General features: G+C 59.5%; 23 protein-coding genes. 15 read left to right on the top strand and 8 right to left on the bottom strand.

Annotated features, from left to right (window positions below; genetic code table 11):
• Positions 1-447: 447 nt before the first annotated feature.
• From ACVIHF_RS04200 to ACVIHF_RS04230, 7 genes are all read right to left on the bottom strand, one after another.
• Positions 448-1,074 (bottom strand): hemerythrin domain-containing protein, encoded by a 627-nt coding sequence (locus ACVIHF_RS04200; protein WP_456781508.1) that lies wholly within the window; start codon positions 1,072-1,074, stop codon positions 448-450.
• Between the two features lie 149 nt (positions 1,075-1,223).
• Positions 1,224-1,817, bottom strand: a complete 594-nt coding sequence (locus ACVIHF_RS04205) for a helix-turn-helix domain-containing protein (protein ID WP_310881330.1) — start codon at positions 1,815-1,817, stop codon at positions 1,224-1,226.
• A 555-nt stretch (positions 1,818-2,372) separates the two neighbouring features.
• Complete coding sequence (locus tag ACVIHF_RS04210) at positions 2,373-3,206, bottom strand: universal stress protein (RefSeq protein WP_456791736.1); 834 nt, start codon at positions 3,204-3,206, stop codon at positions 2,373-2,375.
• Between the two features lie 176 nt (positions 3,207-3,382).
• On the bottom strand, positions 3,383-3,763 hold the full coding sequence (locus ACVIHF_RS04215) for a hypothetical protein (protein WP_456791737.1): 381 nt from the start codon (positions 3,761-3,763) through the stop codon (positions 3,383-3,385).
• Positions 3,764-3,828: 65 nt separating this feature from the next.
• Positions 3,829-4,434: a response regulator FixJ gene (gene fixJ, locus ACVIHF_RS04220; protein WP_456781504.1), complete on the bottom strand. Its 606-nt coding sequence runs from the start codon at positions 4,432-4,434 to the stop codon at positions 3,829-3,831.
• A complete protein-coding gene (locus ACVIHF_RS04225; protein WP_456791738.1) occupies positions 4,431-5,861 on the bottom strand; it encodes a PAS domain S-box protein in 1,431 nt (476 codons plus the stop codon). The genes fixJ and ACVIHF_RS04225 overlap by 4 nt, the downstream gene beginning before the upstream one ends.
• 111 nt (positions 5,862-5,972) lie before the next feature.
• Positions 5,973-6,233, bottom strand: coding sequence for a hypothetical protein (locus ACVIHF_RS04230; RefSeq protein ID WP_456781502.1), 261 nt, complete (start codon positions 6,231-6,233; stop codon positions 5,973-5,975).
• 927 nt (positions 6,234-7,160) lie between these two features.
• On the opposite strand from ACVIHF_RS04230, the gene ACVIHF_RS04235 reads away from it, so the two are divergent.
• The 11 genes from ACVIHF_RS04235 (at position 7,161) to ACVIHF_RS04285 (ending at position 17,333) form a co-directional block, all read left to right on the top strand.
• Entirely contained in the window at positions 7,161-7,466 is a 306-nt protein-coding gene (locus ACVIHF_RS04235) for a hypothetical protein (protein WP_456791739.1), read from the top strand.
• A gap of 422 nt (positions 7,467-7,888) precedes the next feature.
• The gene (locus ACVIHF_RS04240; RefSeq protein WP_310881337.1) at positions 7,889-8,251 is read left to right on the top strand and encodes a hypothetical protein; all 363 of its coding nucleotides are present in this window, start codon (positions 7,889-7,891) and stop codon (positions 8,249-8,251) included.
• 36 nt (positions 8,252-8,287) lie between these two features.
• Entirely contained in the window at positions 8,288-9,940 is a 1,653-nt protein-coding gene (gene ccoN / locus ACVIHF_RS04245; RefSeq protein WP_456781501.1) for a cytochrome-c oxidase, cbb3-type subunit I, read from the top strand.
• 8 nt (positions 9,941-9,948) lie between these two features.
• Entirely contained in the window at positions 9,949-10,683 is a 735-nt protein-coding gene (gene ccoO / locus ACVIHF_RS04250; protein ID WP_456791740.1) for a cytochrome-c oxidase, cbb3-type subunit II, read from the top strand.
• Positions 10,684-10,692: 9 nt separating this feature from the next.
• Positions 10,693-10,857, top strand: a complete 165-nt coding sequence (locus ACVIHF_RS04255; protein ID WP_310881340.1) for a cbb3-type cytochrome c oxidase subunit 3 — start codon at positions 10,693-10,695, stop codon at positions 10,855-10,857.
• Between the two features lie 6 nt (positions 10,858-10,863).
• Entirely contained in the window at positions 10,864-11,736 is an 873-nt protein-coding gene (gene ccoP / locus ACVIHF_RS04260) for a cytochrome-c oxidase, cbb3-type subunit III (RefSeq protein WP_456791741.1), read from the top strand.
• A 77-nt stretch (positions 11,737-11,813) separates the two neighbouring features.
• On the top strand, positions 11,814-13,283 hold the full coding sequence (gene ccoG, locus ACVIHF_RS04265; protein WP_456791742.1) for a cytochrome c oxidase accessory protein CcoG: 1,470 nt from the start codon (positions 11,814-11,816) through the stop codon (positions 13,281-13,283).
• 22 nt (positions 13,284-13,305) lie between these two features.
• On the top strand, positions 13,306-13,806 hold the full coding sequence (locus tag ACVIHF_RS04270) for a FixH family protein (RefSeq protein ID WP_456791743.1): 501 nt from the start codon (positions 13,306-13,308) through the stop codon (positions 13,804-13,806).
• A gap of 12 nt (positions 13,807-13,818) precedes the next feature.
• Positions 13,819-16,005, top strand: a complete 2,187-nt coding sequence (locus tag ACVIHF_RS04275; protein ID WP_456791744.1) for a heavy metal translocating P-type ATPase — start codon at positions 13,819-13,821, stop codon at positions 16,003-16,005.
• The gene (ccoS, locus tag ACVIHF_RS04280) at positions 16,005-16,232 is read left to right on the top strand and encodes a cbb3-type cytochrome oxidase assembly protein CcoS (protein WP_456791745.1); all 228 of its coding nucleotides are present in this window, start codon (positions 16,005-16,007) and stop codon (positions 16,230-16,232) included. Before ACVIHF_RS04275 ends, ccoS begins: the two co-directional genes overlap by 1 nt.
• Before the next feature lie 915 nt (positions 16,233-17,147).
• On the top strand, positions 17,148-17,333 hold the full coding sequence (locus tag ACVIHF_RS04285; protein ID WP_080667195.1) for a hypothetical protein: 186 nt from the start codon (positions 17,148-17,150) through the stop codon (positions 17,331-17,333).
• Between the two features lie 1,120 nt (positions 17,334-18,453).
• Here the strand turns inward: ACVIHF_RS04285 and ACVIHF_RS04290 are convergent.
• Positions 18,454-18,831: a MarR family winged helix-turn-helix transcriptional regulator gene (locus tag ACVIHF_RS04290; RefSeq protein WP_310885081.1), complete on the bottom strand. Its 378-nt coding sequence runs from the start codon at positions 18,829-18,831 to the stop codon at positions 18,454-18,456.
• Between the two features lie 869 nt (positions 18,832-19,700).
• On the opposite strand from ACVIHF_RS04290, the gene noeE reads away from it, so the two are divergent.
• The 4 genes from noeE (at position 19,701) to ACVIHF_RS04310 (ending at position 26,379) form a co-directional block, all read left to right on the top strand.
• Positions 19,701-20,900 (top strand): nodulation protein NoeE, encoded by a 1,200-nt coding sequence (gene noeE, locus ACVIHF_RS04295; protein WP_456791746.1) that lies wholly within the window; start codon positions 19,701-19,703, stop codon positions 20,898-20,900.
• Between the two features lie 260 nt (positions 20,901-21,160).
• Positions 21,161-22,060, top strand: a complete 900-nt coding sequence (gene cysD / locus ACVIHF_RS04300; RefSeq protein ID WP_456794069.1) for a sulfate adenylyltransferase subunit CysD — start codon at positions 21,161-21,163, stop codon at positions 22,058-22,060.
• Positions 22,060-23,943 carry a sulfate adenylyltransferase subunit CysN gene (gene cysN / locus ACVIHF_RS04305; protein WP_456791747.1) on the top strand — a complete coding sequence of 628 codons (1,884 nt, stop codon included), beginning with the start codon at positions 22,060-22,062 and terminating at the stop codon, positions 23,941-23,943. Before cysD ends, cysN begins: the two co-directional genes overlap by 1 nt.
• 1,422 nt (positions 23,944-25,365) lie before the next feature.
• Positions 25,366-26,379 (top strand): hypothetical protein, encoded by a 1,014-nt coding sequence (locus ACVIHF_RS04310; RefSeq protein ID WP_456791748.1) that lies wholly within the window; start codon positions 25,366-25,368, stop codon positions 26,377-26,379.
• Positions 26,380-26,982: the final 603 nt, after the last annotated feature.

A 26,982-nucleotide genomic window follows, 5' to 3' on the forward strand; every position in this document is an offset into this window, starting at 1 on the left:
AAGCGCTCGCCCGCTCGCAATGAGCAGCATCCTATACGCATGGGCGTCCGTAGATCGTTGGTGATCCAATCCAGTCACCGATTGAGTGAGGCGAACCAAACCGCAATCGGTGTAGATGTCGAAGGTCAGGTCCTGCGTTGCCCTGTGCCAGGCCCGGAGGGTTCGCGCAGCGGCCGCAACTGTCTATCCCGATCGGTCGGTGGATGTAGGGGGGGCCGTTTGGCGCGATATCAGTCGGGGAAAGCCGAGCAACACCGCCGCTTGCCTTGCCGACGCTCAGGTCATGGAACCTGCGGGTTCGGCATGCCGATTGCGACCGGCGGACTGAAGGAAAGCAATTACGGATTTCGTCCTGGCTCTGCGCAGCGCATGCGCGCCAGGAAGAATCTCCTTCATTTCAATAGGATCTATGACGTCCACTTTCCCTCGTCAAACGCCAGCGATCAATTACGGTCCATCGGCTTTGGCGCCATCTGGCGGCTTGCCGGCCATTGCGGACGAAAACGCAACCGAGCTCCGTTCGGCTTCAGCTTCTTGCTCCAATTCTAGAATATGCGCTCTTAGTGCATCGGAAGTCGCTTCCGCTGCCTCGCTGAATAGCGGATCCCCGTCATCAGTACGGGCGGACGCGATTTCGGTCCAATCCTCAGCCGATAGAGCCTTGATGGCGGCGGGGAAGAAATCTCGTTCTTCCCACATCATGTGGCGCCGCTCCCGCAATATAAAGTCGCGCACGATGTTGCCGACGTCTTCCCGAAGAAGTTCACGATCCGCGAGGATACCATCGATAGCTCGAGCAAATTGGTGCAGACGGTCGATGACTTCGCGGTGTTCGTGCGCGAGATCGCCGACGATAGCAGCCGCGTCCGGATCGCGAGTTCTGAGCTTGGAGAAAATCTGGTCTTCCTGAGGATGATGGTACACCTCCGGGTAAACTTCGAAGTAGCTGATAATCGCGCGAATTACCTCATAGTCTGGACGGTCCCCATGCTCAAAAACCTCCAATTCACGTTGGAGGGCGACCAGAAGCAGATCAATATTGCGATGCTCTCGAAGCAGAAGATCGATAATCATGGCGGTGCTCCACGGAGGAACAATGTAAGCTAGCGATCCTGTCACCCGTGCGAGAGTCGCCCAAGCAAAGGTTCGATGTCCTTGACGCGCTGGATTTGTCGGCGCTGTTCGGTGCAAAGAAGTCGCGCATTTCACAGCGATGCTTGAGCTTAGCCAAAGTTCTGCGCAACGCGGCTGGGCAATTTGTCGTTACGTAGCTCGATTCTGCGCAAGGACGGCAGGGCGATCACGCCATTCTGCTCGAGTTGAGTGAGGGTGCGCGAGACCGTTTCGATGGTCAAGCCAAGGTAATCTGCCACATCCTGACGTGACATGGGCAGTTCGATCGCAGCGTTCTTCGTAGCGCGGCGAGACATATCGAGCAGGAATGCCACGACCCGCTCTTCAGCGCTGCTGATCAGGAGCATCAGATGTTCCTGAAAGCGGCGGAGCTCAAGCGCCATCGCGTCCCATAGTTGCCGTGTGAGCTCGCTCTCGTGGCTGGCGCGAGCAATGAGAGCGCTGCGCTTCACCATCAAAAGATGCGTCTCACAGACCGCCTCCGCCGAAGAGATATGGCTGTCTCCGGCCTCGAAGCCGAAAATGTCACCGGGCAGATAAAACGCACCAATCTGTCGACGTCCATCTTCCATAATCTTGTAGGTTCGTGCAGCACCCGACACCACCTGATATAGGTATTCGGCTGCCTCATCCTCGCCATAGATCTCGCCATTGCGAGCGAACCGCATCGGGGTCGCAACCATACCAAACGGTCCATGGGTACGAGGTTGTCTGCACAAGACACTGCTCGAATGATGGCTAATCTCGTGAATGCTTGCGGCCTGAGCGTACATGGCGGACTCGATCTTCAGAACGTCGATGGGGCGGGGCGCAGATTGGCCGCTTCTAACGAACTGGAAAATTTGGATGTTTCCCCTAAGTAGAACCCACTAAGTATTTATACGTAAGACCGTGAGGACGATTCTCGAATGAGTGCGGCGCACCTTCGGTTGCTCGAATACGGCTCAAAGCCGACCAGGTCGCGTTTGGATTAGCAAGCTGCATGCTGGCTTGTCGGTCGTTCGGCTTGAAGGGAAGCTCGGACTTCGTCGGATGGGCGGTGACCAGATTGTCCCGCGCTTCCAGACCGGTAGCGTATGTGCAATGTTTCGAAAACCGCGGCGGATCGGCTTCCGCCTCGCCTCGTCGATGGAGCGACGGCGGGCGCACGAAAGCCAGGACAGACGGCGCTCTTCTTCGGTGGACGGCCGGTGCCTCGGCCTGCGCCGATCGACGGCGTTCAGACCGCATCTGGTGCTTCAATGCGACATCAAAACCGGGATAATGTTTGCACGAAGCAGGTCTCCCGCGATGCCACCGAGAAGCCTTTCCCGCAGCCAAGAGTGGCCGTATCCGCCCGTCACCAGCAGGCCGAGGCTTTCGTCCGCCACAAGCGATAGAAGGGCGCGGTGCGCTGATTGGGACGCTGGGAGCGACACGATCTTTGCAGGAAGCCCTGACCTTGCAAGATACTGTCCCACATGGTCGGCGGAACTTTCCGCCGGGACCTTGTGCGCAGCAGTGATCGCGATGACGGTCAGCGCTTCCGCTTCGCACAGCAGCGGCATCGCGTCGTGCAATGCGCGGGCCGCAAAGCGGCCGCCGTCCCAGCAAATCCCGATTCGTCTGGCCGAAAAAGCGCCGTGGAAGACGCTTGGCAGATACAGAACTGGCTTGCCGGCCTGGAACAGGATCTCCTTGGGAATAATGTTGTCGTAGCTGCCGTAGCCGCCCTGGGGCTGTGTGACGATAGTCATGTCGTGCACTCGCGCGCTGGCGCAGATGCTTCGACGCGCCTCCGCCGGAACTGCAGTGAGCGCGCGGCTCGCATAGGAAATGCCGGCACCCCTTGCCTGCAGATCAAAGACATGAAGTGCCGCCTCGGCTCTCTCCAACGCACGGGCCTGCTCGATTTCAAAGACCGAAGTGACGGCCGCCCCGCCGAGTGCAGCGAGCGGAATAATGGTTCTCTCGTAACCGATTGCCAAAACGTCAAGATGCGCGCCGGTGCTCTGCGCGAAGGAAATCGAACCGTTCACCGTCGCCCGCACCGGGAGCTCGGTGGGAAGATGGACCAATATGTTCCCGAACATTGCCGTTCTCCGGGCATGAAAGGATTGCTGCCCATCGGAGCACAAATCTGGAGCCGGGCAATTGATCTGCTTCTAGCGCTCGTAGATTTGTTTAGGCAGCATCAAACCGGCCACGGACAGTTCGCGCAGGTCCGATGCCAAGTAGAACCAGCATGGCATCTATTGCATCGGTCATGTCAACCGCGAATCCTGCACGATTCGTGCACAGCGATCTCTGTTGCACAGATCAGGGGGATCGGGGTGGCCGGAGATCGCGGATGCCGTCCATTCCTTGCCATCGCCTGCTCGATATTCATGTCGTCGAAACAGTTTGCACTGAGAGGAACGGCCAGCCAGTAATGGAGGGTGATGTGCGGCTGGTCGCCGCGGTTAAGCCCGATACGCCAATGCTCCAACTTCTCTAGCGGCTGCTGCAAAATCAAACAGCGGCATGCGAGGATATCGTCGCAGATGGGGGCGGGCGCCAGGTGACGTGCGCGTGCACCGTTCGCCGGGCTCGCCTTCCGCTGGGCAACGCATTTCCAGGACGCTCCGCCTACGCGATTGAGATCATTCATGGGCGATCCGTCCAAGATCTTTTCGAACCACTGTTCGTCCCCTGTATCGCGCGCTCGCGACCCTGTTAGAGCCCGGCGGCGATGGCGATCCGCATCAGCTCGGACATGCTGCGTACATTGGTCTTGGCCATGAGGTTGGCGCGGTAAACCTCGACCGTCCGGGGGCTGATGCCAAGATCATGGGCGATTACCTTGTTGATCTTGCCTGCTAATAGTCCCCGCAGGACGTCACGCTCGCGCGACGAGAGATCCGCAAGGCGGGCTTCGGCCTGCAGTTTCGCTGCGTCATCGGCTAGATTCGTCGACCGCGCTTCCAAAGCACCGTTGATGGCACGCAACAGCACCTCGTCCTCAAACGGCTTCTCGATGAAATCGACCGCACCCGCTTTCATCGCTTCAACTGCCAGCGATACGTCGCCATGACCGGTTATCAGGACGACCGGACAGATGATGCGATCGGCCTTCAGCTTGCGGACCAGTTCGAGGCCACTCATGCCTGGCATGCGGATGTCTGATACAACGCAGTCGAGCGGAGCGCTCGCAATGTCATTGAGAAACTCGGCCGCGGTCTCGTAGGTTGCTGCCCAGAAACCACTAATATCAAGCAGAAACGCCAGAGAGTCCCGCATCGCGGCGTCATCGTCGATCACAACAATGCGCCGCTCGGTCATGCTTCTTCACCGAGGTCCGCAAATGGCAGCGTAAACTGGAAGATCGTGCCCCCGCCCGGATTCGCTTGCGCGACGATGTGGCCGCCGTGGGATTCGACGATTGTCCGGCAGATTGATAGTCCAATACCCATGCCGTGCTCCTTCGTCGTGACAAAGGGCTGGAACAGGCGGTCGGCGACGTCAGCACTGATGCCGGAACCCGTGTCGGCAACGGTAAACGTGGCGAGGCCATCGACCTTGCTAACTCCGACGGTCAATTCGCGGCGCGGACAGGAGGCCATCGCCTCGATTGCGTTGCGTATCAGGTTTAGCGCGACTTGCTGGATCTGGATCTTGTCTACGATCATTGACGGCAGATCGCGGTCGCTGTGCATCGTCACCCGCACGCCTTGCTCCTTGGCGCCGAGCAGGGCCAGCGCCACAGCCTCTTCAAGAAGCGTGAGCGGATTTTCCACAGAATGCTGCGTCTCGCCTTTGGCAACGAATTCCCGCAGCCGCTTGATGATATCGCCAGCGCGCAGAGCCTGTTGGACAGCGTGTTCCAGTGCATCACCGATGCGATTGGCGTTCGGCTTGTCCGACGCCAGCAGAGCTTTTGCGCCGCGCATGTAGTTTGTGATCGCGGAGAGCGGCTGGTTGATTTCATGGGCGATGGACGATGCCATCTCACCCATGGCGGTCAGCCGTGACACGTGAACGAGCTCAGACTGCAGCTCTTGCAGCCGCCGTTCCTGCGCCCGTCGTTCGGTTAGGTCTCGGATGAAGCCGGTGAAGAAGCGTTCGCCGCGAACGTTGGCCTCGCCGACGGCAAGCTCCATCGGAAATGTCGAGCCATCGCTCCGCTCGCCGACCACGATGCGACCGATGCCGATGATGCGCCGCTCGCCGGTGGTCAGATAACGTTCAATGTAGCGCTCGTGCTCGGCCCGGTAGGGCTGCGGCATCAACTTGGATACATTCCTTCCAACTACTTCGTCAGGCAACCAGCCAAACAAGCGCACTGCCGCGGCGCTGAATGAGCGAACGATACCCTTGTCGTCAATCACGATCATGGCTTCCGGCACGGTGTCCAGAATCGACTGCAGATGGGCTTGCCGATACCGCGCCTGCTCCGATTCCTGCCGCAGTCGGTCGCCCATGAAGCCAAGCATGGGACCAATTACCGCAAATGCGGCAGTATCGATCATGTTTGCGGAAACGGTGATGAGGCCTTTCCCAAGAAATGTCGCGCTGATGACGAGGCAGAGCAGGGTTGCGAGGCTCGCGGGCCCGCGGCCGCCGGCGAAAGCTGCAAAAACGATCGCCGGAAGGTATATGATCGTAAATGGGCGGTCCTCGAGATACGGATTTAGCGCCGCGCGGAGCACGAGGGCGAGCGCAGCGGCTGCCGCGGCAGCGCCATAGCGATACCAGATGTGGTCGGACATATTTGCCGGTGGACCTTCTCATTCAATCGACCTACATCGTTTGGCCGCGGGAGACCACCGGAGGCAGACGCGTGTCAAACAACGCCGATAGATTGTGCAGGATAGCCAGCGCTACTTGAACCAAATGCGCCAGTGCGTGGGCTGCACAGCAACGTGTTCCCCGCTTTTCGCCTTGATCCAGCCGCCGAAGATCCGGCGGCAAGGAAAGACCAGCCGATGAATCGCATTACCCTCGATCACGCCAATCTCCAGGTCCCGATCAAAGGGCGCCGTCTCGATCCGCTCCCAGGTCGCGTTGCCGTTAGATCCTGGACGGTGTTCATCGCCACCGACTGACAATTCAAGCAACCTTCCAGACATTCCGAACCACATCACTTGTCCGCCGCGCGAACAGCTTGAGCTAAATATCACGCACGGCTCGCGCGGTCTCCTGTCATATCGAGCATCCTTTATTGGTGGGACGTTTCCTTCACGGCGTCAATCGTAAGGCGGACGGGCTAGCTGCGCTCGGCCCGGAGGCATCGAGTCGGTCCGCGGATCGATGAAGTGGACACCATCACAAGCGACGCAGGTTATCGGGTGCAGGTTATTGGCACCTGGCTCGGCTGCGTCGTCCGGCAGCAGTCCCTGAACCCGGTCGCCCGTACTTGGGCACGAAAAGATGATCGGGCGCCAAGTCTTTCTGTGTGCCATGTGTGTGACCTTCTGGAGGATCGTTTCTATCGGTCGGCGACTGCTGAAGTATTGATCCAGGTCAAAAACGCGCCGTGCGCGTCTAGCGCGACCGACGGCGCGTGCTGCGCCCCGGGTGGGCAGGGTGGACAAGCATGTTCCGCTCAGGTGACTAGCTAGGGCCGCGCCTCAGTTCCGACAACCTGGATGCAGCCGGGTTGATGGAAATCAAAATGCAGGACGCGCAATCATGCGAATGTTGAAGCGCACCGCACGCACATCGGACATGACAACAGGTGTCATTAATGATGCGAGCGGCGTGAAGGAGATCTTAGATTGATTGCTCGCTTCGCATTGTCGGTGGCCTTGCCGGCGCTGATCGCAGCCATAGGCTTTGGCGCGGAAGCCCTGAACCTTGGCCTTATCGAAACCTTGGCTGCGGCGAGCCTGATCATCGGCTTCGCCATTGCGGCGGCAGGGTGGGCCGTCAGAAGCGAGATAGGAACGGTTCGCCTCATTTGCTTACGATCATGGGGGCGCCGGTCCTGCCGACGATAGTGCTGGGCCGCCGGCACTCGTCAGAAGAGCCTCTTTCACGGTGAGTGGCCAATTGCTTTGGGATGCTGCTTGAGACAAATCAAATACTCTCCTGGTTCTAATGGCAGAATAGGCAAGGATGAGCAAACCCACCGAAGGAGGGTAGTCATGCCTTCATTTAACGTTCGCTTCATTAAGACCGTTTGCGACGATACCGGCCACGAGCATCGTGCCTGTCAGGCAGCGTTCAAGGTCGACGCCGCATCGCTGAGTGCTGCTGCACAGCAGGCGGAGACCGACTTCTGCAAGCAAAAAGGTGTTCGCGATTGGACCATCTTCGCCGATGCGATGGAGCTTCGAACGCCGCCTGCATTGCCGCCGGCATGGGGCGGCTAGTCTGATTTCGGCTAGCAGGTCCCGCGAACTCTCATAGCGTGGTCATTCTGCGAGTTCGGGCTCGATCTCGTAAAACTTCGCTTCGAGCGTCGATTCGAAGGAGCTCGCGAATACTGTCGCCGCCAAATGCAGCAGGCGTCTTGTTGTGCGTGACACGAAGGGCCCTTGCGGCACTCTTGCCGGCCGCTCGTTCAGCCGGCTCGCTCCGGCGCTCCGCCAAGCCTCTTGCCGGTAGGGCGATTGCTCCCACGTTGATCTTATTTGATGCAGGTCAAAAACAATTCCGCCTCCAGCAGCTATGGCTGCTTCGAGGGATATGACACATGGTTAGCCAACCTGCACATATCGGTGGTCCTTGGCGGTTGAGGAATTTGCTCAGCCGGTTACGAGCGAGCCTGTCTCGGACATCCGAGCTGGCTTACTTGAGCCCGCAGGACGTCGATGCGATCGCGCGTGAGCTTAATCTGTCCACACCCGCTTTTCGAGCCCTGGCGCAAAGTCCGGGCTCTCCCGAACTCTTGAGCAAGCGCCTTGCGCTTGCTGGTTTTTCCGAAGGTGCGCTTGCCGCCTGCCATGGTGACGTATTGCGCGATCTGCAGCGGGTGTGCGGCCTATGTCAGGCGAAGGCCCGTTGCGCCGCCGACCTCCAAACAGGGAAGTATCGAAATCCGCTGAAAGACTGCCCCAACGAACACACCCTGCGCGCGCTCGATCGTAGGATCGATGACGGCCTCCCGCAGCGCTTCGCGATTGATGAATCCAATCGCCCAGCTCTCCGAAAATAATCCCCCAAGCATCCCGCTTTCGAAGAAGGCCAAGCCATGACAAGCCCATCCCCTGCCTCGAAATCCACGACCATGGGTGAAGCAGGCCTGATGTCGGTATTCGCAGTTTCTGCCTACGTTTTCTTTTTCGCCGGAGCGATGGGGCACGATTCTGCGTTTACCTTCCACGCATTGCTGGCTTCCGCCGCCAGCCTAGCTGCTGCAGGCGTCATCCTCAATCGCTACTATGAACGGCCGGCGCAATTACCGCCGGCGCAGATCAATGGCCGACCGAACTACAATCTCGGTCCGATCAAATTCGCCTCGGTGCTGGCGATGTTCTGGGGCATTGCGGGCTTTTCCATCGGTCTGCTGATCGCCTCGCAACTTGCCTGGCCTGCACTGAATTTTGACCTGCCCTGGACGAGCTTCGGCCGGCTTCGCCCGCTGCACACATCGGCGGTGATCTTTGCGTTCGGCGGAAACGTGCTCATCGCGACCTCGTTCTACGTCGTGCAGAAGACATGCCGTACGCGCCTGGCCGGCGATCTTGCGCCATGGTTTGTGGTCGTTGGCTATAATTTCTTCATTGTGATCGCGGGCACCGGCTATCTGTTCGGTGTCACTCAGTCGAAGGAATATGCCGAGCCGGAGTGGTACGCCGATCTCTGGCTCACCATCGTCTGGATCACCTATCTCATGGTGTTCCTGGCGACATTGCTGAAACGGAAAGAACCGCATATCTTCGTCGCCAACTGGTTCTATCTCGCCTTTATCGTCACCATTGCAGTGCTCCACCTTGGCAACAATCCCGCATTGCCGGTCTCGGTGTTCGGTTCGAAATCCTACATTGCCTGGGGCGGCGTCCAGGATGCCATGTTTCAGTGGTGGTACGGCCACAACGCGGTCGGCTTCTTCCTGACCGCAGGTTTCCTGGCGATCATGTACTACTTCATTCCGAAGAGAGCCGGACGCCCGGTCTATTCTTACCGTCTGTCGATCATCCACTTCTGGGCGCTGATCTTCCTCTACATCTGGGCCGGTCCGCACCATCTACACTACACGGCGCTGCCGGACTGGACACAGACGCTGGGCATGACGTTCTCGATCATGCTGTGGATGCCCTCATGGGGCGGCATGATCAACGGCCTGATGACGCTTTCGGGCGCCTGGGACAAGCTGCGCACCGACCCGGTGCTACGCATGCTCGTGGTCTCGGTTGCCTTTTACGGCATGGCGACGTTCGAAGGTCCCACCATGGCGATCAAGGTCGTCAATTCGCTCAGTCATTACACGGACTGGACGGTCGGCCATGTGCATTCAGGCGCGCTGGGCTGGGTCGGCTTCGTATCATTCGGCGCGCTGTATTGTCTGATTCCCTGGCTTTGGAATCGCCAGCTGTATAGCCTCAAGCTCGTCAACTGGCACTTCTGGATCGCCACGATCGGAATCGTGCTCTACATCTCCGCGATGTGGGTGTCCGGCATCCTGCAGGGGCTGATGTGGCGCGCCTATACCTCGCTTGGTTTCCTCGAGTACTCGTTCATCGAGTCGGTCGAGGCCATGCATCCCTTCTACATCATCCGTGCCGCAGGTGGCGCACTGTTCCTGATCGGCGCGCTGATCATGGCCGCCAACCTCTGGATGACCGTGAACGCACAGGAAGCCGATCAAATTCAGGACGCTAGAGCGCTCCAGGTCGCGGAATAGGTCATCGCATGTCGCTCTGGAACCGACACAAGGTCTTTGAGAAGAACTCGATCATCTTGATCGCCGGCATCCTTGCCGTGATAGCGGTCGGTGGCCTGGTCGAGATCACGCCGTTGTTTTACCTCAAGAGCACGATCGAGGCGGTGGACGGTGTGCGGCCTTATACGCCGCTCGAGCTTGCCGGCCGCAACATCTACGTACGTGAGGGCTGCTACCTCTGTCACTCGCAGATGATCCGGCCGTTGCGCGACGAGGTCGAGCGCTACGGGCATTACTCGCTGGCCGCTGAGAGCATGTATGACCACCCTTTTCAATGGGGCTCGAAGCGGACCGGCCCGGACCTGGCACGTGTTGGCGGGAAATATTCCGATGAATGGCACGTCACGCATTTGATCAATCCGCGCGCCATCGTGCCGCAATCGGTGATGCCGGGCTATCCGTCGCTGGCGAACACGGAGGTCGACCTGACCGACATGGTCGCACATCTGCGCACCAATCGGGCAATCGGCGTCCCTTATACCGAGGACCAGATCAAGAACGCTGTCGCCGACCTGAAGACGCAGCTCGATCCCGATAGCGCCAACATCGAGTCGTTTCAGAAGCGCTATCCGAAGGCGGCTGTGCGCAATTTCGACGGCAGGGCCGGTAATCCGACCGAACTCGATGCGCTCGTCGCCTACCTGCAGATGCTCGGCACGCTGATCGATTTCAAGCTCTACGACGAAAAAGCCAACCTGCGCTGAAGGATCCTCATGAAAGCCGTTCTTTCCATCGAGAACCTGGCATCAAGCTTCGTCGTGACGCTCTGGACCCCGTTGTTCGTCGGCATCTTCGTAGCCATCGTCATTTACGCGCTCTGGCCCCGCAACAAGAGGCGTTTTGATTCTGCGGCGCGCATGCCGCTGCGCCGGGACTGACAGATCATGACCGAGCACAACGAAATCGATCACATCTCCGGCCGCTCCACGACGGGGCACGAATGGGATGGTATAAAGGAGCTCAACACGCCGCTGCCGCGCTGGTGGATCTTAAGCTTCTACGCCACGATCCTTTGGGCAATCGGCTACTGGGTCGTTTATCCGGCCTGGCCGCTCTTCTCTAGCTACACGACTGGCGTGTTTGATTATTCGACGCGCGCCACCGTCGTCGACGAGCTTGCAGGTCTTGAGAAGCTGCGCGGCGAGAAGATGGTCGTGCTGGACAAAGCGTCTCTTACCGAGATCGAGAAGGATCCTACCCTGCTGGGATTGGCCCGCGCGCGCGGCAAGACGGTGTTCGCGGACAATTGCGCGCCATGCCATGGGAGCGGCGGTGCGGGTGCCAAGGGGTATCCTAATCTCAATGACGATGACTGGTTGTGGGGCGGATCGCTCGACCAGATCCTGCAGACCATCCAGTTCGGCGCACGTTCCGGACATGCGAAGGCGCATGAGGGACAAATGCTGGCCTTCGGCCGTGACGGCATGCTCACGAAACCAGAGATTGTTACCGTAGCGAATTACGTGCGGTCGCTGTCAGGCCTGACCACCGCAGCCAATTTCGATGCTGCTGCCGGCACAAGGATCTTTGCCGAGAATTGCGCGGTCTGTCATGGCGAGAACGCCAAGGGCAATCAGGCACTCGGCGCGCCGAATCTGACTGACCGGATTTGGCTGTACGGCTCGGACGAGGACACGCTGGTCGAGACCATCAGCTATGGCCGTGCCGGCATTATGCCGGCTTGGAGCGGGCGGCTAGATCCCGTCACAGTCAAGGCACTTGCCGTCTATGTGCATTCGCTCGGCGGCGGGCAATAGGCGAGATGGGCCGCAAAACCTGCGGCGCCGTTGACCCGGATCAACGTGAGTCATCCGCGCCCGATGTGAGGTCGGTCATGAAGCCCGCCGTGAACAAGACCGTTTCGCTCGATGGCCCGGGGATCGACGAGGATGGACCCCTCTATGTAGCCCAAAGCAAGGTCTATCCGCAGAGCGTCCACGGTACTTTCCGCACGATCAAATGGCGGCTGATGGCGGTCTGTCTCGGCATCTACTACCTGCTGCCCTTCGTGCGTTGGCAACGTGGCCTCGGCGCTCCCGATCAGGCGGTGTTGCTCGATTTCCCGAACCGGCGGTTCTACTTCTTCTTCATCGAGTTGTGGCCGCAAGAACTCTATTACTTCACCGGTTTGCTCGTGCTTGCCGCGATGGCCCTGTTCCTGATGAACGCGCTGGGCGGGCGGATTTGGTGTGGCTATCTCTGTCCGCAGACGGTCTGGACCGACCTGTACTATGCGCTCGAGCGCTGGGTCGAGGGCGACCGTCGCGATCGGCTGAAGGCCGCCGCTCGCCCAATGACAGCGGGGCGCACGGCAAGGCGCGTGCTGAAGCACGCAATCTGGTTGATGATCGCTTGGTGGACCGGCGGCGCCTGGGTGCTCTACTTCGCCGACGCGCCGACCTTGGTGCGCGATCTGGCGACGTTCCAAGCGCCCGCAATCGCCTATATCTGGATTGGGGCCCTGACCGCTTCGACGTATCTGCTGGCTGGCTACATGCGCGAGCAGGTTTGCGTATATATGTGCCCGTGGCCGCGCATCCAGGCCGCGCTCACCGACGAATGGGCCCTCAATGTCACCTACAAGTACGACCGCGGCGAGCAGCGCTGCTCATTGAAGAAATCATTCGATCTGCGCGCGCGCGGCGAAAGGGCCGGAGACTGCATCGATTGCAATCAATGCGCGGCGGTGTGCCCGACCGGGATCGATATCCGCAACGGCGCCCAACTGGGCTGTATCCAGTGCGGGCTATGCATCGACGCCTGCGATGCCGTCATGAGGAAGATCGGGCGCAAAACCGGCCTGATCGGTTACGACAACGACATCAATATTCGGCGGCGGATGGACGGCAGGTCGGAGCTATTCAAGCCGGTACGGCCCCGCACGCTCGTCTACGCTCTTTTGATCGCGCTCGTCTGCGCCGTGATGCTTTATGGGCTGTTGTCGAGAACGCTGCTCGATCTCAGCGTCCTACACGACCGTAATCCCGTGGCGGTCAGGCTCAGCGACGGTTCGGTTCGCAACGGCTATACGGTGCGCCTGCTCAACAAGCGCGGCTTCGATCGCGTGATCGCGATCGACGTCGACGGGCCGCCCGAAACGTCCGTCCACGTCGTCGGCGCCGATTCGGTGACCGTCGATCGACCGATGATCGTCTTGGCTCGCGATACGACGACAGAACTGCGCGTGCTGCTGACAGCGCCGGTCGACGACAAGTCGCAACGCTCGATGCCGGTGAAGTTTCGGGTCACCGACATTGGCCTCGGCGAAGTCGCCTCCTCAATGGATCATTTCGTCCTCCCCTAACGATCACTGTCGGGATCTGACCATGACCGCATCAATTCCAGTCGCGCGGCCCATCACCGGACGCTTCGTCCTGATCGCCATTCTCACGTTCTTTTCGGTCGTGATTGGCGCCAATCTGGTAATGATGCGCTTTGCCATCACGACCTTGCCGGGGGCGGGGGTTGACAGCGCCTATAGCGCGAGCCTCGCCTATGAGCGTGAGATCATCGCGGCACGGCAGCAGAACGAGCGAAGCTGGCAGGTGCAGGGGCATATCCACCGGCAGCCAGACGGTGAAGCCGTGCTTGCGATCGAGGTGCGCGACCGCTCAGGCGCGCCTGTCGCCGGAATGAATTTCGTGGCCCGGCTCGAGCGCCCGGTCGACCGCCGGGCCGATCGGGCGATTGATGTTTCGCAGGCCAGTGTTGGAACTTACCGGGGAAGTGCCTCGGGCGTCGCTGTCGGACAGTGGGATCTCGTGATCGAGGGCGATGCCAATGGCCGCCGCATGTTTGTATCGAAAAACCGCGTCATCCTGAACTGAGAGTACATACCCATGCAGGCAGACATCGATTTTTCTCACTTTCTGAAGAGGGCAGGCGCGGGCCTCGTTCAGCTCGACCTCGCGGTGGAGGGCATCAATTGCGCGGGCTGCATGGGCAAGATCGAGCGCAATCTGTCGAGCATTCCGGATGTGACCTCGGCCCGCGTGAACCTCACCGAAAACCGGCTGGCGCTAGAGTGGAAGGCAGGAGCGCTCGATCCAGCGCTATTTGTCAAGCGGCTCGCCGAATTAGGCTATCGGGCATATCCCTTCCAGCGGGACAATGCGGAGACGCTGGAGGCGGAGAGGGCGCAGAGCTTGCTGCGGCGGCTGGGCGTCGCCGCCTTTGCGGCGATGAACGTGATGATGCTGTCGATCCCGGTATGGTCCGGAAATGTCTCGGACATGCTGCCGGAGCAGCGCGACTTCTTTCATTGGCTTTCCGCGCTGATCGTCCTGCCGGCCGCGGCTTATTGCGCGCAACCGTTCTTCTCTTCCGCTTTTGCTGCGCTCCGGGCGCGCGGAGCCAATATGGACGTGCCGATCAGCATCGGCATCCTGCTCGCCTTGGTAACTTCGGTGATCGAGACCATCGGTCATGCCGAGCACGCTTATTTCGATGCGGCGATCATGTTGATCGCCTTCCTGCTCGCAGGCCGCTATCTCGACCAGAACATGAGGCGGCGCACCCGCGCCTTCGCCAGCAACCTTGCTGCACTGAAGGCGGAGACTGCGGCGAAGTTCATAAGCCCGACCGAGATCAGAACCGTTCCGGTGGCGGCGATCAAACCGGGAGATATCGTGCTGGTGCGACCCGGCGAGTGCTGTACCGTCGACGGCAACGTAATCGAGGGATCCTCCGAGGTCGATCAAAGCCTCGTTACCGGCGAGACCTTGCCGGCGATTGCGGCTCCTGGCAGTGCGGTGTTCGCCGGCACGTTGGTCCGATCCGGCACCCTGCGCGTCCGCGCGGCGACGGCCTCGGACGGCACCCTGCTTGCCGAGATTTCCAGGCTCCTTGATCATGCCTTGCAAGCGCGCTCGCGCTATCTGCGCCTCGCCGAGCGCGCGTCGCGGCTCTATGCACCGATCGTTCACACAACGGCCTTCCTGACGATGCTGGGTTGGCTGGCCTTCGGCGCAACCTTCCATGATTCGGTCGTCACCGCGATTGCGGTCTTGATCATCACCTGCCCTTGCGCGCTGGGCCTGGCGATCCCTGCGGTGCAGACCGTGGCCTCCGGCGCACTATTCCGTTCCGGCGTGCTGCTCAATGCCGGGGATGCGATCGAGCGTATTGCCGAGGTCGACCGAGTGATCTTCGACAAAACCGGCACGCTGACGCTGCCCGAGCTCGACGTCGCCAACCTCGCCGCCATTCCCGACGATGTCATCAAATTGGCGGGCCGGTTGGCACTGTCGAGCCGCCATCCGATCGCCGCCGCCGTCGTGCGAGCTGCTGGCGCAAGCGAGCCGCTGGCCGATATCGAAGAGGAGCCCGGGCGGGGCGTCCACGGTTGCTATGAAGGGGCGCCGATCCGGCTTGGCCACCCCTCGTTCTGCGGTGCCGACAGCCTCGCAGACGAGATCCTGTGCCGTGATCCCGAGGCCTCTGTCGTCGCGTTCAGCCATGGCGACGCCAGGCATGTCTTCGCCATCCGGCAACGGATACGGCCAGACGCGGCCGAGGTCGTCGCGGGCCTCGCACGCCTTGGTATCATGGTGGAGATCGTTTCGGGGGATCGTGAGCCCGCTGTTCGGCGGGCGGCCGAGACGCTCGGCATTATCAAGTGGCGCGCCAACGTCTCGCCGATGGACAAGGTCGCTCGGATCGAGGATCTGACCGGCCAGGGGTACAAGGTGTTGATGGTCGGCGACGGCTTGAACGACGCACCCGCGCTCGCCGCGGCGTATGCCTCGATGTCGCCTGTCACTGCCACCCATATGAGCCAGGCAGTCGCTGATGCGGTCTTCCTCGGTCAGCGTCTCGGGCCGGTGATGACCGCGGTCAGAGGCTCGCGCAGGGCGCTGCGGCTGATGCGGCAGAATCTCTGGCTTGCTGTCGTCTATAACGTCCTGGCCGTACCCATTGCGATCGCCGGCCTGGTGACGCCGCTGATTGCCGCTGCGGCGATGTCAGGTTCGTCGGTACTGGTTATGCTTAATGCGCTGCGGGCACGTAGGAGCGAGGCAGCCTGATGGAAGTCCTCGTCTATCTGGTTCCGCTCGCACTTTCGCTCGGCTTCGTCGGCCTGCTGGGCTTTCTGTGGTCGCTGAAGAGCGGCCAGTATGACGATCTCGATGGGGCGGCCTGGCGCGCAATCACCGATGATGAGCCCGACGAGCCCTCGGTGCCGGTCCAAATAGTGCAAATGGACCAGCGCATTTGCGGAAGCGGTCGTCAACGCTGTGCAGGTGAGTACTAGCTCGCGCGTCCAGTCGGTCCACCGCTACTGCGGGGGCAAGCGATCGCAAGGTCGGACAGCGAGCGGCTTGTTGACGGAGGCAAGGCGCGCCATGATCAGCAACGGCTGCTCGGTTGGCTGTCCGGCTACCGATGGCGAGCAGGTGTCTGGGACCACGATCGTTGTATCGCGTCTTCAGTAGCCGTCGCCTTCGAGCACGATACCCGGCAGGGCAACCTCATCGATCATCGCAATTTTCGATCGGCAATCAACCGGGCTGGCGATGTCGCATTATTCGGCAAGGTCCAGCGAGAATGCTCGATGGACATGGCTGCTCCCTGCACCTAACGCCAGTATAGCGGGGGTTAACATGGCTCGATGCGGCGGCAACCTATCGAAAGCAACGGCTTCGAGTTGAACGATCAAGCTTCAGCTTCGTCCCGCCCGCGGCAAATATGCATGCATGACATAGGAGGCCAATCTGGACGAACATACGGCGATTGAGGCTAAAATTGTTGGCCGTCGCGGCTGTCACCGCGAACGAAATAATAGTTTGTCGCTCTCACGCCCTCGTCAAAAGAAGTGAAAGCTGTTCATATCTCCCTTTAAGCTTGATATAAACCACGAACCTGCGCAGTTCTCAGGCTAATCGCCATTCGCTTGCTCATGGTTTTCAGAGACTTGTTATAACTTGCTTGGTTTCGAGCAGCGATGCGTCGATTAGGAGGGCTGCATTCGCCAAATTCATGGCGGTCTCTCAACGCGAAAACCTCCACGAAATTTACAACAGGCAGCCGCCGTTAATGTCCGAGCTATTGTCTTCTGAACATATGACCGAGCTTGCATCTTTTGGCGAGTTCTATGTTGCCTCTTTTTACGGTCGTCGCTGTGAAAAAACTATGTTACAAGCCGCTCCTCTCAAAAGGAGCATTCATTGTGAAAAAAGCAACCAAGAAACGCGTTAAGCGGCGTGAGTGGACCAAGGCAGATATCAAAGAGCTGAAGGTCCATTCAAAGGCTCGGACCCCGGTCATAAAAATATCAAAAATGACCAAACGCTCTGTCGGTGCGCTACGCCAGAAGGCCTTACATCTGGGAATCGGGCTGGGACATCAGCGTTAGCTTATGCGCTGGTGATTGGTACAGTAGGGCGGCTCGCGGGCCGCCCTTATTGGTTGTTGGGTTTGTGTGCAACACGCCTTGCGGATTTCCGCGAACGGTCTGCAGGCTCGAATTCTGCTTGGTCCTGCACGGCTATTTGTTTGAGCGCAGTGATTTCCGGTTCCATGACTCAGCCCAGCCCTTGCGGGACCAACTTCGAGCCCAGCTAACTTCCCATCGATCTCATCGTCGCGATTGTTGCCGCTGATACCGAGAACGTAGCATGGTTGAAGCGCTATAGTGCGAGATGTCGAATCCTGCGAGCCCAGTGAGTACAGCCTGCATTCTGGGTACGACGAACGTATGGTCTTCTTCTCGGCGTGCCCGCCGGAGGCCTGGCCGCTTGGTTCTCGATCAGCTTTAAGAGGTCCCTGAGCCCTCAATTGGCTGGTCGGAGAAGAGATTATCGATTACGACGTCATGATCGGTTGCCCGGGACAAGGAGCGTCGCCGGCGCAGGGCGGAACGAGTGTCCGTGATCGGCGGCGCGTCCAAAGATCTTCGTAGCTTCGCAGGACCGATGATCGATTGCAGATGGAGAGATGAGCCTTTCACTCACGTGCTGGCTGGAGCTTCGGGATTGTTGAGCAGCCTCCAGCGCCCGGCATCTTTGAGGCTTTTGAAGGCGCTTGGTGGTTGCGCCCAAGCGACCGTGGCCAAGTGCTAGATTCAGCTGTCTCGTTGTTGCTGCGATCGGATCCCCTCGACTGATCATAGTGGAGAAAGTCGCGTTATGGCCTGAGAGAAAGTTCTGTAATGCGGATGGGGCCACTGGGCCACTGGCTCATAGTGCAGCCGATGGGAACAACGTTGCGAGTAACGCGTTCCTCGACGATGATCGGAGGTTAAGATTTGGGCGTAAGCGTGCGCCGCCGGGCGTGCTGGTTAGCTCGAGCTTCCGAACGATACGGTGCGCTCAGCAGCAATAGAAACAGCGCTCGGTTGGCTTGATATCTTGCGGCGGAGCGGCTGCGTCCTGAACCGGTCATCACCCGGGTGCCTTCGGCGGTATATACGGACCACAGCCATCTTCGTCCGCGCTGTTTCAGGAAAAACTCGAAGACTGGAAGCGTCGACATGGCTACCGAGCGTCATTTCTGACGGTCGTGCGTTTGGTCTTCGGAAGGCCAGAACCGCTCTGACGGCGGACCTTCTCCAGACGATGCCTGATTGCGGCCAGCTTGGTGATGAACTCGCTTGATCCGCTAGCCCCGAATTCAGAAGCGAGTTCATCCAGTGCTTGCTGTTGTGGCGCCAAAGTTAATAGACGTTTGCGCGTTTTGGCCGTCAGGGTCATCTGCACGACCCGAGCATCGCTTGCGCAGTGCTTACGCCGTAGGTGTCCATTTTTCTCGAGCAGCTTTGAGTGGGTCGTGACAAAGGAAGGGTCGACGTGCATCAACTTTGACACCAAGTTGACGGGGACACCGTTCTCCTTGCCCAAGTAGGCCACTGCCATCAGGATCATCCACTGTGGCCCAGTGATGCCAAGGACATTGGCTCGGAACCTCGCAAGCTCTTCGAGACACGCACTGATCGATCTGATCTCCCACATGAACGGCCGGATCATCTCCAGTCCGTCAGTAGAGACACTGCCAAGCGCGCTAGCTGGACCGGGCAAATCCGGCGGCATCGTAGGTCAGGTTCCATCCTTCACCAGCTTCCCTTAGCGCGTATTGGAGGTCGGTACAACGCAGTAAGAGCAAGCAAATCAAATCCTTGGTACGGTCCGGACGGATGGGGAAGCGTGCGCAAGGGCCATAGCTGTTCGGGGGGACCTCGCTCATCAGCGGCGGCATTCACGGGGAACTTGCGTCGGATCGATTCTGCACGCCGGTCGGATCGATGCGCCTGCCAGGTGAGATATCCGCGATTAGGGTCTGCTTCCTGCCCACTCGCCGGCCTGTCCGCTCTCCTGCCGAATTTCTCTGGCGCATGCCGAGCCTTACGGAGGCGCATGTCGCATTTACGTTTCAGGGCCCACAGGGGCATCGCGTCGTCGTAACAACGCCCTGCGGCGAAAGGCGTTTATCCGGTAAACGTCCGTATAGTTCTTTCCAACTTTTCCATGTCCGCAGCCAATCTTCGTAGACTTGAGCTGGCCTTTGACTTTGTCTTAATTGTGTGAGCAACGGGGACAGCGAAATGCTTCTGAGATCGCGTCAAATCCGTCGAACTCAGCGGCTTTCAAAGATCAATTGCAAGCGAAAATCTTCTCGGTTGATGCGTGCTGCGCAAGCGGCCGCCTCACGTGATCCCACGGCCGGCGCTATTCGCTCGACCGAACGAGTGCTCGGAGTTCGCTTTTCAGGCATGAGGATCTGAATTATGGGTGGTGGTTTTGACCGTTCGCCTGCGGTCTGCTTTCTTCTCGGCCTTCCGCGATCCGGGACGACGCTCCTGGCGCACTTGCTCCAGCACCATCCCTACATTGTGGCTCCGCCTGAACCCTGGTTGATGCTGGCACTTGAGGCGTTTGGCAGGGTCGATCAGCGACATCCGGCAGGACCCTCGCTGATTGAGGCTGCTACGTCCGAATTTTTGGGACGGATAGATCGCACGTTGGCCTGCCGGGCTTTTGCCGACACTGCGTACAGCCAGTATCTGGCGGCAACGGGCAAGCGCATCATCATAGACAAGACACCGCGCTATTGGACGGCGCTGGATTTTCTCGAAGCGGTCTATCCAGAAGCGCCACACATCCTGCTGATGCGCAATCCCTATGCCATCGCCGCTTCACTGAAATCGACGTGGGGCATCCCGCTCCGGGCAGAGAACACCTATCCGGTCAGCGTATCTGCTCTCGCTGATCTCATGCTCCGCCTGCCCGATGGCATAATATCGTCACTCGCCGATCTGGTTCTGGGCCTTCCCAGGCTCGCCGCGCACCGCACTCGGCCGCGGACGCAGCTGGTACAATACGAACTGCTCGTGGCGCATCCGGATCAGGAAGTCCGGCGCCTGCTGGCGGCGCTTGGCTGTGATCCAGCGGTCGCCGCGTCCGCGGGGATGGAACAAGCAGATTATCTTCGATCCAGCAGCTTCGGAGACCGAAAAATCCTGGAGCGAAGCGCGGTCGATGAAAGCTCTGTCAAAGCGTGGCAATCCCAATTGAGCGCTGACGAGATGCAAACGGTGACCGATCTGGTCGGCGCTGACCTCTTGATCGAACTTGGGTATGAGCAGGACCTGCTGCATGCACGACAAGCCGGAGTGGTGGATAGGGGAGGGGAGCTAACCGAACTCTATCGTCGGATATTCCGATCCTGGTGGGATTTGCGCAGTAGCAAGGCAGGAGCATTGTCCGGCCAATCTCAAACCGGTGAGTCAGTCGGCACCGGTCCCGAGGTTTCCAAGAGCGTTCGTTCAGCATCCGACAGCTCCATCGCGGCTCAGTTGCAACACGTGCTGTTGGCCTCGGAAGCTGAGCGCGCTGCGGTGCTGGATGCCATTCAAAATCGCGACGCGGCCATCGAGATTTTGCGCGGCGAGGTCGAGCGGCTTGAGCGGGCCCTCAATATGCAATAGGGTGATCTGGATGCTTGCGATCAAAACACGCTGGCTGATTTAGCCAATAGTTAGCCCGCAACGAGTTGTCTACGCGCCGGATGACTGGCGCAGGCGGCCGCACCAGCGGTTGAATGCGCTCCGATCTGCGGATCCAGGTTGCACATAAGCTTTGCGGCGAGCCGCGCGTCATGGCGAGCAGTTGTTCGCCCCCGGTACCTCTTATCGGGGCTGCAGCCGTCGACCGGCGAAGAACAAAGATCTTGCATCGAAAAGAACACATGCTGCCTAAACATCTGCGCCGTCTCGAGGCTGAATCGATCGAAATCATGCGTGACGTGGTGGCCGAGTTCAAAAAGCCGGTCATGCTTTATTCGATCGGAAAAGACTCGAGTGTGATGCTGCACATTGCGATCAAGGCCTTCTATCCCGGAAAGTTGCCTTTTCCCCTGCTCCACGTCGACACGACCTGGAAGTTCCGCGAGATGATCAGCTTCCGGGACGCGATAGCCAAGCGGCTCGGCCTCGACCTGATCGTTCATGTGAACAAGGAGGGCGTCGAGCGCGGGATCAATCCGATCGACTCCGGCTCCGCGCTTCATACCCAAGTGATGAAGACGGACGCCCTGAAACAGGCGCTCGACCTCCACGAATTTGATGCTGCTTTTGGCGGTGCCCGCCGTGATGAGGAAAAGAGCCGCGCAAAAGAGCGGATTCTCTCCTTCCGTTCGGCCGGGCACGTATGGGACCCCCGTAACCAGCGGCCGGAGCTCTGGAACCTGTTCAACACCCGGATTCGCCAGGGCGAAACCATGCGCGTGTTCGCAATGTCAAACTGGACTGAGCTCGACGTGTGGGAATACATCATGAGCGAGAAGATCCCGGTCGTCCCGCTCTACTTCGCAAAGCAAAGACCGATCGTGCGTCGAAATGGCGCGACGATCATGATCGACGACAAGCGATTGCCGCTTTTGACTGGCGAGACGCCGCAAATGCGGATGATCCGTTTCCGCACGCTGGGATGCTATCCGTTAAGCGGGGCTATTGAATCCGATGCGGCGACGATCGAAGACATTGTCGCAGAGATGCAGACCGCGACGATGTCGGAGCGCCAGGGCCGCCTGATTGATGCCGATGAAGCCGCTTCGATGGAGAAGAAGAAGCGGGAAGGCTACTTTTGATGCTTGCCAAACCGATAACGGAATCCGTCCAGGCCAAGCCAAAGGACCAGCTGCGATTCATCACATGCGGTTCGGTGGATGACGGGAAATCGACGCTGATCGGCCGACTGCTCCACGACAGCAAGATGATTTACAAGGATCAGATGACGGCGCTGGAACGGGACAGCGCCAAGCACGGCACTACCGGCCGCGAGATCGATTTCGCGCTGCTCGTCGACGGGCTTGAAGCCGAACGAGAGCAAGGCATCACGATCGATGTGGCCTATCGTTTCTTTGGGACGGAGCGGCGCTCGTTCATGGTGGCCGATACGCCCGGCCACGAGCAGTATACCCGCAACATGGCAACGGGCGCTTCGAATGCCCAGCTCGCCATCATCCTCATCGACGCCCGCAAGGGCGTACTGGTCCAAACCAAGCGTCACTCATTCATCTGTTCGCTCCTTGGTATCCGTCAGCTCGTCCTGGCCGTGAACAAGATCGACCTCGTCAACTATAGCAAAGAGACCTTTGATCGGATCTTCGCCGACTATGTGACCTTTGCCGGCGATCTTGGCTTCGACTCGATCGTTCCGATCCCGATCTCTGCCAGGTACGGCGACAATGTCGTCAATCGCTCCGGCAACACGCACTGGTACGATGGTCCATGCCTGCTCGGTCACCTTGAGAGCATTGATATCCAGTCCGGCACCTCCGGGCAGGCTTTCCGCTTTCCGGTGCAGTGGGTGAACCGGCCCGACCTGGATTTCCGCGGTTATGCGGGGTCCGTGGCTTCGGGAAGCATCTCGGTGGGAGACGAGATCGTTGTCGCAGCGTCTGGACGAACCGCACGCGTCAGACGGATTGTGACGCACAGCGGCGATCTGTCCTGCGCCGGCGCCGGCGATGCAATCACGATTACTCTTGAAGACGAAATCGATATTGGCCGTGGCGATCTCCTGGCGCGTCCGACCGAGCGGCCGGAGCTTGCCGACCAATTCGCCGCTCATCTGATCTGGATGGATGAGGACCCGCTCGTTGTCGGGCGCAACTACATTCTGCGCATCGGACCGCAGACCACAGCCGGAAGCATTACTGCGATCAATCATCGGATTGACGTCAATACGCGGGAGCACCTGGCAGCCAGGACGCTTGGCCTCAACGAGATCGGTTTTTGCAATGTCTCAACCGCACTGCCCGCGGCGTTCGATCCTTACGAGGCCAATCGCAAGACCGGATCATTTATCGTCATCGACCGATATACCAACCGTACGGTCGCAGCAGGGATGATCGCATGTCCACTGCGGCGGGCTGCCAACATCGCTTGGCAACCCGTTGCGGTGGGACGGAAAGAACGGGCCGCCCTCAAGAACCAGAAGCCTTGCATCATTTGGTTTACCGGCCTGTCCGGCGCAGGAAAGTCGACGATTGCCAACATCGTCGATCAGAAACTGTTTGCAATGTCCCGGCATGCCATGCTGTTGGATGGGGACAACCTGCGGCACGGATTAAACGCCGACCTATCCTTCTCCGAGGCCGACCGCATGGAAAATATTCGTCGTGCCGGGGAAGTGGCCAAGTTGATCGCGGACAGTGGTTTGATCGCAATTTGTTCGTTCATCTCGCCCCACAGGGCCGAACGGGACATGGTGCGCAGTCTGGTCAGCAAGGAGGAATTTGTCGAAGTCTTTGTCGATACGCCGATCGAAGAATGCGCGCGGCGCGATCCCAAAGGTCTTTATTCAAAGGCGAAGTCCGGAAAGATCAAGGACTTCACCGGCATCGATGCGTCCTACGAAGCGCCGATAAGACCTGAAATTCATCTCAGGACCATGGAGCAGACGCCTGAGCAAATGGCCCAAGCCGTGATCGATGTCTTGATGGCGCGCGAAATTCTTGGCGGTTAGTGTCCATCGAATCTATCACCTCGCATCGTACCATCGATTTAGCGGCAGGTGCCCCTCACCAACCTGGTGGCTTGGCCAAGGCGACTCGGGTTAAGCACATGGATCAATCGGACTCATGCTCCAAGGGAACAAAATGGTCGCGTCTACACGTCGATTGCCTGCTTCTGGTTATGTGCTCGAAATCGACGGTCAATTGAAAACCGAATTCGCGACCAGAGACGGCGCCTTTGCGGGAGCGCAGGAACTCAAGAAGCGCCGTCCCATGCTCCAGGTCAGAATCTACGACGCCAGGACAAAGGCCAGAGAAGAAGTCCGACTTCCAGTTGCTTGAGAAGTTTCGCTTCACGCTGTTTCTTGCGCGTGTGGCTTGCGCCGTGCTCTCATGAAGCTGAGCCGCACAGCGTCTCGACTATCTGCCCCCGGTCTCTGGCGCTCGATAAGGGTCTCTCGTTCTTCCGGGGGCTAGTCGCATTCGGCGAGCGGGCGATTGATTGCCGGTCACCGATCTGGCGCGATCGCGCTAGCGTGGTCCCAATAAAAGCGGCGCCATAGACGCTTGGCGTCCTGCGGTGTCAGCTTCTCGTCAGCTAGCTCGCCTAGCATGGGTTCGACGATCCGAGTTTCCGGATCCGATCTGAACATATCGATCGAGATTGGAAGGGAGCAGATTCAACGCGGCCATCGCGGCTCCGCCTCTCACTGTAACAACTCCTTCAGCGCTTCTTCCGGCGCTTTTTCATCCTAGAAAGTCCGCTCTCGGTCCAGCAATGAGGTCGCTGCAACGAGGGCGACTTCGTCAGGTCTTCATTGTGCGAAATGCTGATGCGACGGCCATTGAGCTTAAGGTGCGTGGGTGTTGATGGCGAAGTAAAGAGTTGAATTTAAAGCGGCTCACGCGCCGGCGGTGGCCCAGGACCGCTTGTCACGCGACCCGCGCGATCGCGCGGCTTCGAATATTGCGGGTCTTGCGCCGCGCACGATGGCCGAGACTGCACCGCGGCTTGCTTCCGACCTCTCGATCGCCGCGGCCGCACAAGATGTCCATGCGCGCTACGAGCCTGGGTCGTGGCGACGCAAACGGATGGGTACGTCCTCTCGGTTGTTGGTGCTCGGTTCCCTGCATTGAGACAAAACGACCGCACTCATTTCGATCCCGCTTTCTTCTAGATCCGATTCTGGACCGGTTAGATCTGTAGATCGACCTGCGTCCAACCGGAGGAGAAGACCCGAAAGTTCCGTATGCGAAAGCGCTGCGGGGCGAAGGGCTGGCGGCTGCTGAAGCCAGGGACGCCGGCCGTCAGAGCGCCGCATCCGGGCACTCTCGCGCGCGATTGCGCCGATGCAATTGGCATGAGCATTAAAAATTGCCTGCTGCGAATCAATGCCAGCAAAACTTGGGTATCTGACACTGCGAGACGACACGTGAATGACCACATAGAGTCCAAAAGCTGCGTTCAAATCGACCCTGCCGATCTGCTGCCCGATGAGGGCGCTCGGCAGCGGTTCGATGCGATTGTGGATCGTGCAGCGAATGCGCGATCAACGTGGGTGCCGCTTGACGAGGAGATGCGAGCGACTCGTGGCGAGCTTCATCGCGTCGAGACCCGCCGCAAACGGCTGATATTGGCCCGCACCGCCGGCGATCCCGGCGCGGACAAGGAGGACGCGCAAATCCGTGACCTCGACGTGCAAGCCGCCGGACTCGCTGAAAAGTTGCGTTGCCTCATCGGTCGGGAGGCGACCGCTGCCGCCCGCATGCGGCGCTGCGGGAGCCTGGCATCCCGCTGCCGGGCCTTTCTGGTTCGCGGTAGCCTGCCATCGGGCATGCGTCTTGCCTCGGTCTCGCAAATCGCGCTGTCGGAGATTCTGAAGCGAGACGAGCCGATCAGTGAGGCTCTCAAGCGCCTGCGCTTGCGCCTTGGCGAGCTCGACGCCGAGGAGCACCGGATCCGCAGTGCGCCATTTCCCAGTGAGGCAAAGAAGCGAGATGCGGCGGCGCTGATCGCACGACTGGCGGAACGTGGGGCGCCGTCTATCACGGCTATGATTGATGACAACGCGAGTGAGATCAAATGGCCGGTCACCCTCCAGGAGCACCATCTGATGGCTGCCGTCCTCGATGCGGGCACGCGGGTTGTGGGCAGAGCGTCTGGCCAGGTTCCCGATGTGATCGGGCTGATCTGTTGGGTCCTTCGTGACACTCTGACCGAAAAGGTGAACGAACTGATCGACACCAACAGCGACGATGCCGCCGCGGTCCCGGCGGATGAGCGTGAAAAGCAGCTGGCCAAAATCGAAGCTGACAAATTGATGATCGAACGCAAGGAGGCCGCCCTGGTACAAGCCGCCCAGGATGCGGGCGAGGCCATCGAACACCGCACTGACATCAGCGTTCTGGCCGCGCTTCAGCTCGAGCTGGTCACGCCGGCACTATGACGACGGCACACCAATATTCTCGCAACTCATGAAAGAAGGCGGCGTTAAGGCTGGAACGAACCAGATCGCGCGATGAGCTGAGTGGGGAGTTCGCTTTGCAAGCGCGAAAAAGCATAATGCTGGTTGCGATCGTTCCCCTGAGATCGTTCCTAAGCGCTTCTGCGGCTTCTCCAAAGTCTTTTCGCGGATCGTGGTATGATCTTCGCAGCGAGCGCCGATGCGTAAGACGCGCGGCTGGTCGTGGTGAGGCTGCGCGCCAGTCAAACTTGGGCATGGGGTGCGTGCATGTATGAGCAGCCAAGCCGACACGTCCCAGCAACTCGCGCGCCAGACAGTCACGACGCCGAAAGAAGTGCGGGCTTACTGATCGCCCCCAAGGAAAAGCGCGCGGACGGCGGGGGCGCCGCTCGTGCGAGTTGCGTCACGAGGGGACTTTGGCCTCAGGAGGGGCATTCACTGAGCGACCAAGCCATGTCTGGCTTGGCAACCAAGGTGCCGACGGGGCGCCCCGCACCTCATCGGTGTCGGCTTCCGAACGGTCGTGGTCGTCAATCAGGCGCTGCAGACGTGCAGCGCTCGCGAGCGGCGGTGATACGCGCGTTC

It is taken from the genome of Bradyrhizobium sp. USDA 4506, assembly GCF_054058795.1.

What these genes read in the sequence shown, in the direction of transcription:
- ACVIHF_RS04200 (WP_456781508.1), bottom strand. Translation starts at nt 1,074, where the DNA reads ATGATTATCGATCTTCTGCTTCGAGAGCATCGCAATATTGATCTGCTT.
- ACVIHF_RS04205 (WP_310881330.1), bottom strand. Translation starts at nt 1,817, where the DNA reads ATGGTTGCGACCCCGATGCGGTTCGCTCGCAATGGCGAGATCTATGGC.
- ACVIHF_RS04210 (WP_456791736.1), bottom strand. Translation starts at nt 3,206, where the DNA reads ATGTTCGGGAACATATTGGTCCATCTTCCCACCGAGCTCCCGGTGCGG.
- ACVIHF_RS04215 (WP_456791737.1), bottom strand. Translation starts at nt 3,763, where the DNA reads ATGAATGATCTCAATCGCGTAGGCGGAGCGTCCTGGAAATGCGTTGCC.
- fixJ (WP_456781504.1), bottom strand. Translation starts at nt 4,434, where the DNA reads ATGACCGAGCGGCGCATTGTTGTGATCGACGATGACGCCGCGATGCGG.
- ACVIHF_RS04225 (WP_456791738.1), bottom strand. Translation starts at nt 5,861, where the DNA reads ATGTCCGACCACATCTGGTATCGCTATGGCGCTGCCGCGGCAGCCGCT.
- ACVIHF_RS04230 (WP_456781502.1), bottom strand. Translation starts at nt 6,233, where the DNA reads ATGTGGTTCGGAATGTCTGGAAGGTTGCTTGAATTGTCAGTCGGTGGC.
- ccoN (WP_456781501.1), top strand. Translation starts at nt 8,288, where the DNA reads ATGACAAGCCCATCCCCTGCCTCGAAATCCACGACCATGGGTGAAGCA.
- ccoO (WP_456791740.1), top strand. Translation starts at nt 9,949, where the DNA reads ATGTCGCTCTGGAACCGACACAAGGTCTTTGAGAAGAACTCGATCATC.
- ACVIHF_RS04255 (WP_310881340.1), top strand. Translation starts at nt 10,693, where the DNA reads ATGAAAGCCGTTCTTTCCATCGAGAACCTGGCATCAAGCTTCGTCGTG.
- ccoP (WP_456791741.1), top strand. Translation starts at nt 10,864, where the DNA reads ATGACCGAGCACAACGAAATCGATCACATCTCCGGCCGCTCCACGACG.
- ccoG (WP_456791742.1), top strand. Translation starts at nt 11,814, where the DNA reads ATGAAGCCCGCCGTGAACAAGACCGTTTCGCTCGATGGCCCGGGGATC.
- ACVIHF_RS04270 (WP_456791743.1), top strand. Translation starts at nt 13,306, where the DNA reads ATGACCGCATCAATTCCAGTCGCGCGGCCCATCACCGGACGCTTCGTC.
- ACVIHF_RS04275 (WP_456791744.1), top strand. Translation starts at nt 13,819, where the DNA reads ATGCAGGCAGACATCGATTTTTCTCACTTTCTGAAGAGGGCAGGCGCG.
- ccoS (WP_456791745.1), top strand. Translation starts at nt 16,005, where the DNA reads ATGGAAGTCCTCGTCTATCTGGTTCCGCTCGCACTTTCGCTCGGCTTC.
- ACVIHF_RS04290 (WP_310885081.1), bottom strand. Translation starts at nt 18,831, where the DNA reads ATGGCAGTGGCCTACTTGGGCAAGGAGAACGGTGTCCCCGTCAACTTG.
- noeE (WP_456791746.1), top strand. Translation starts at nt 19,701, where the DNA reads ATGGGTGGTGGTTTTGACCGTTCGCCTGCGGTCTGCTTTCTTCTCGGC.
- cysD (WP_456794069.1), top strand. Translation starts at nt 21,161, where the DNA reads ATGCTGCCTAAACATCTGCGCCGTCTCGAGGCTGAATCGATCGAAATC.
- cysN (WP_456791747.1), top strand. Translation starts at nt 22,060, where the DNA reads ATGCTTGCCAAACCGATAACGGAATCCGTCCAGGCCAAGCCAAAGGAC.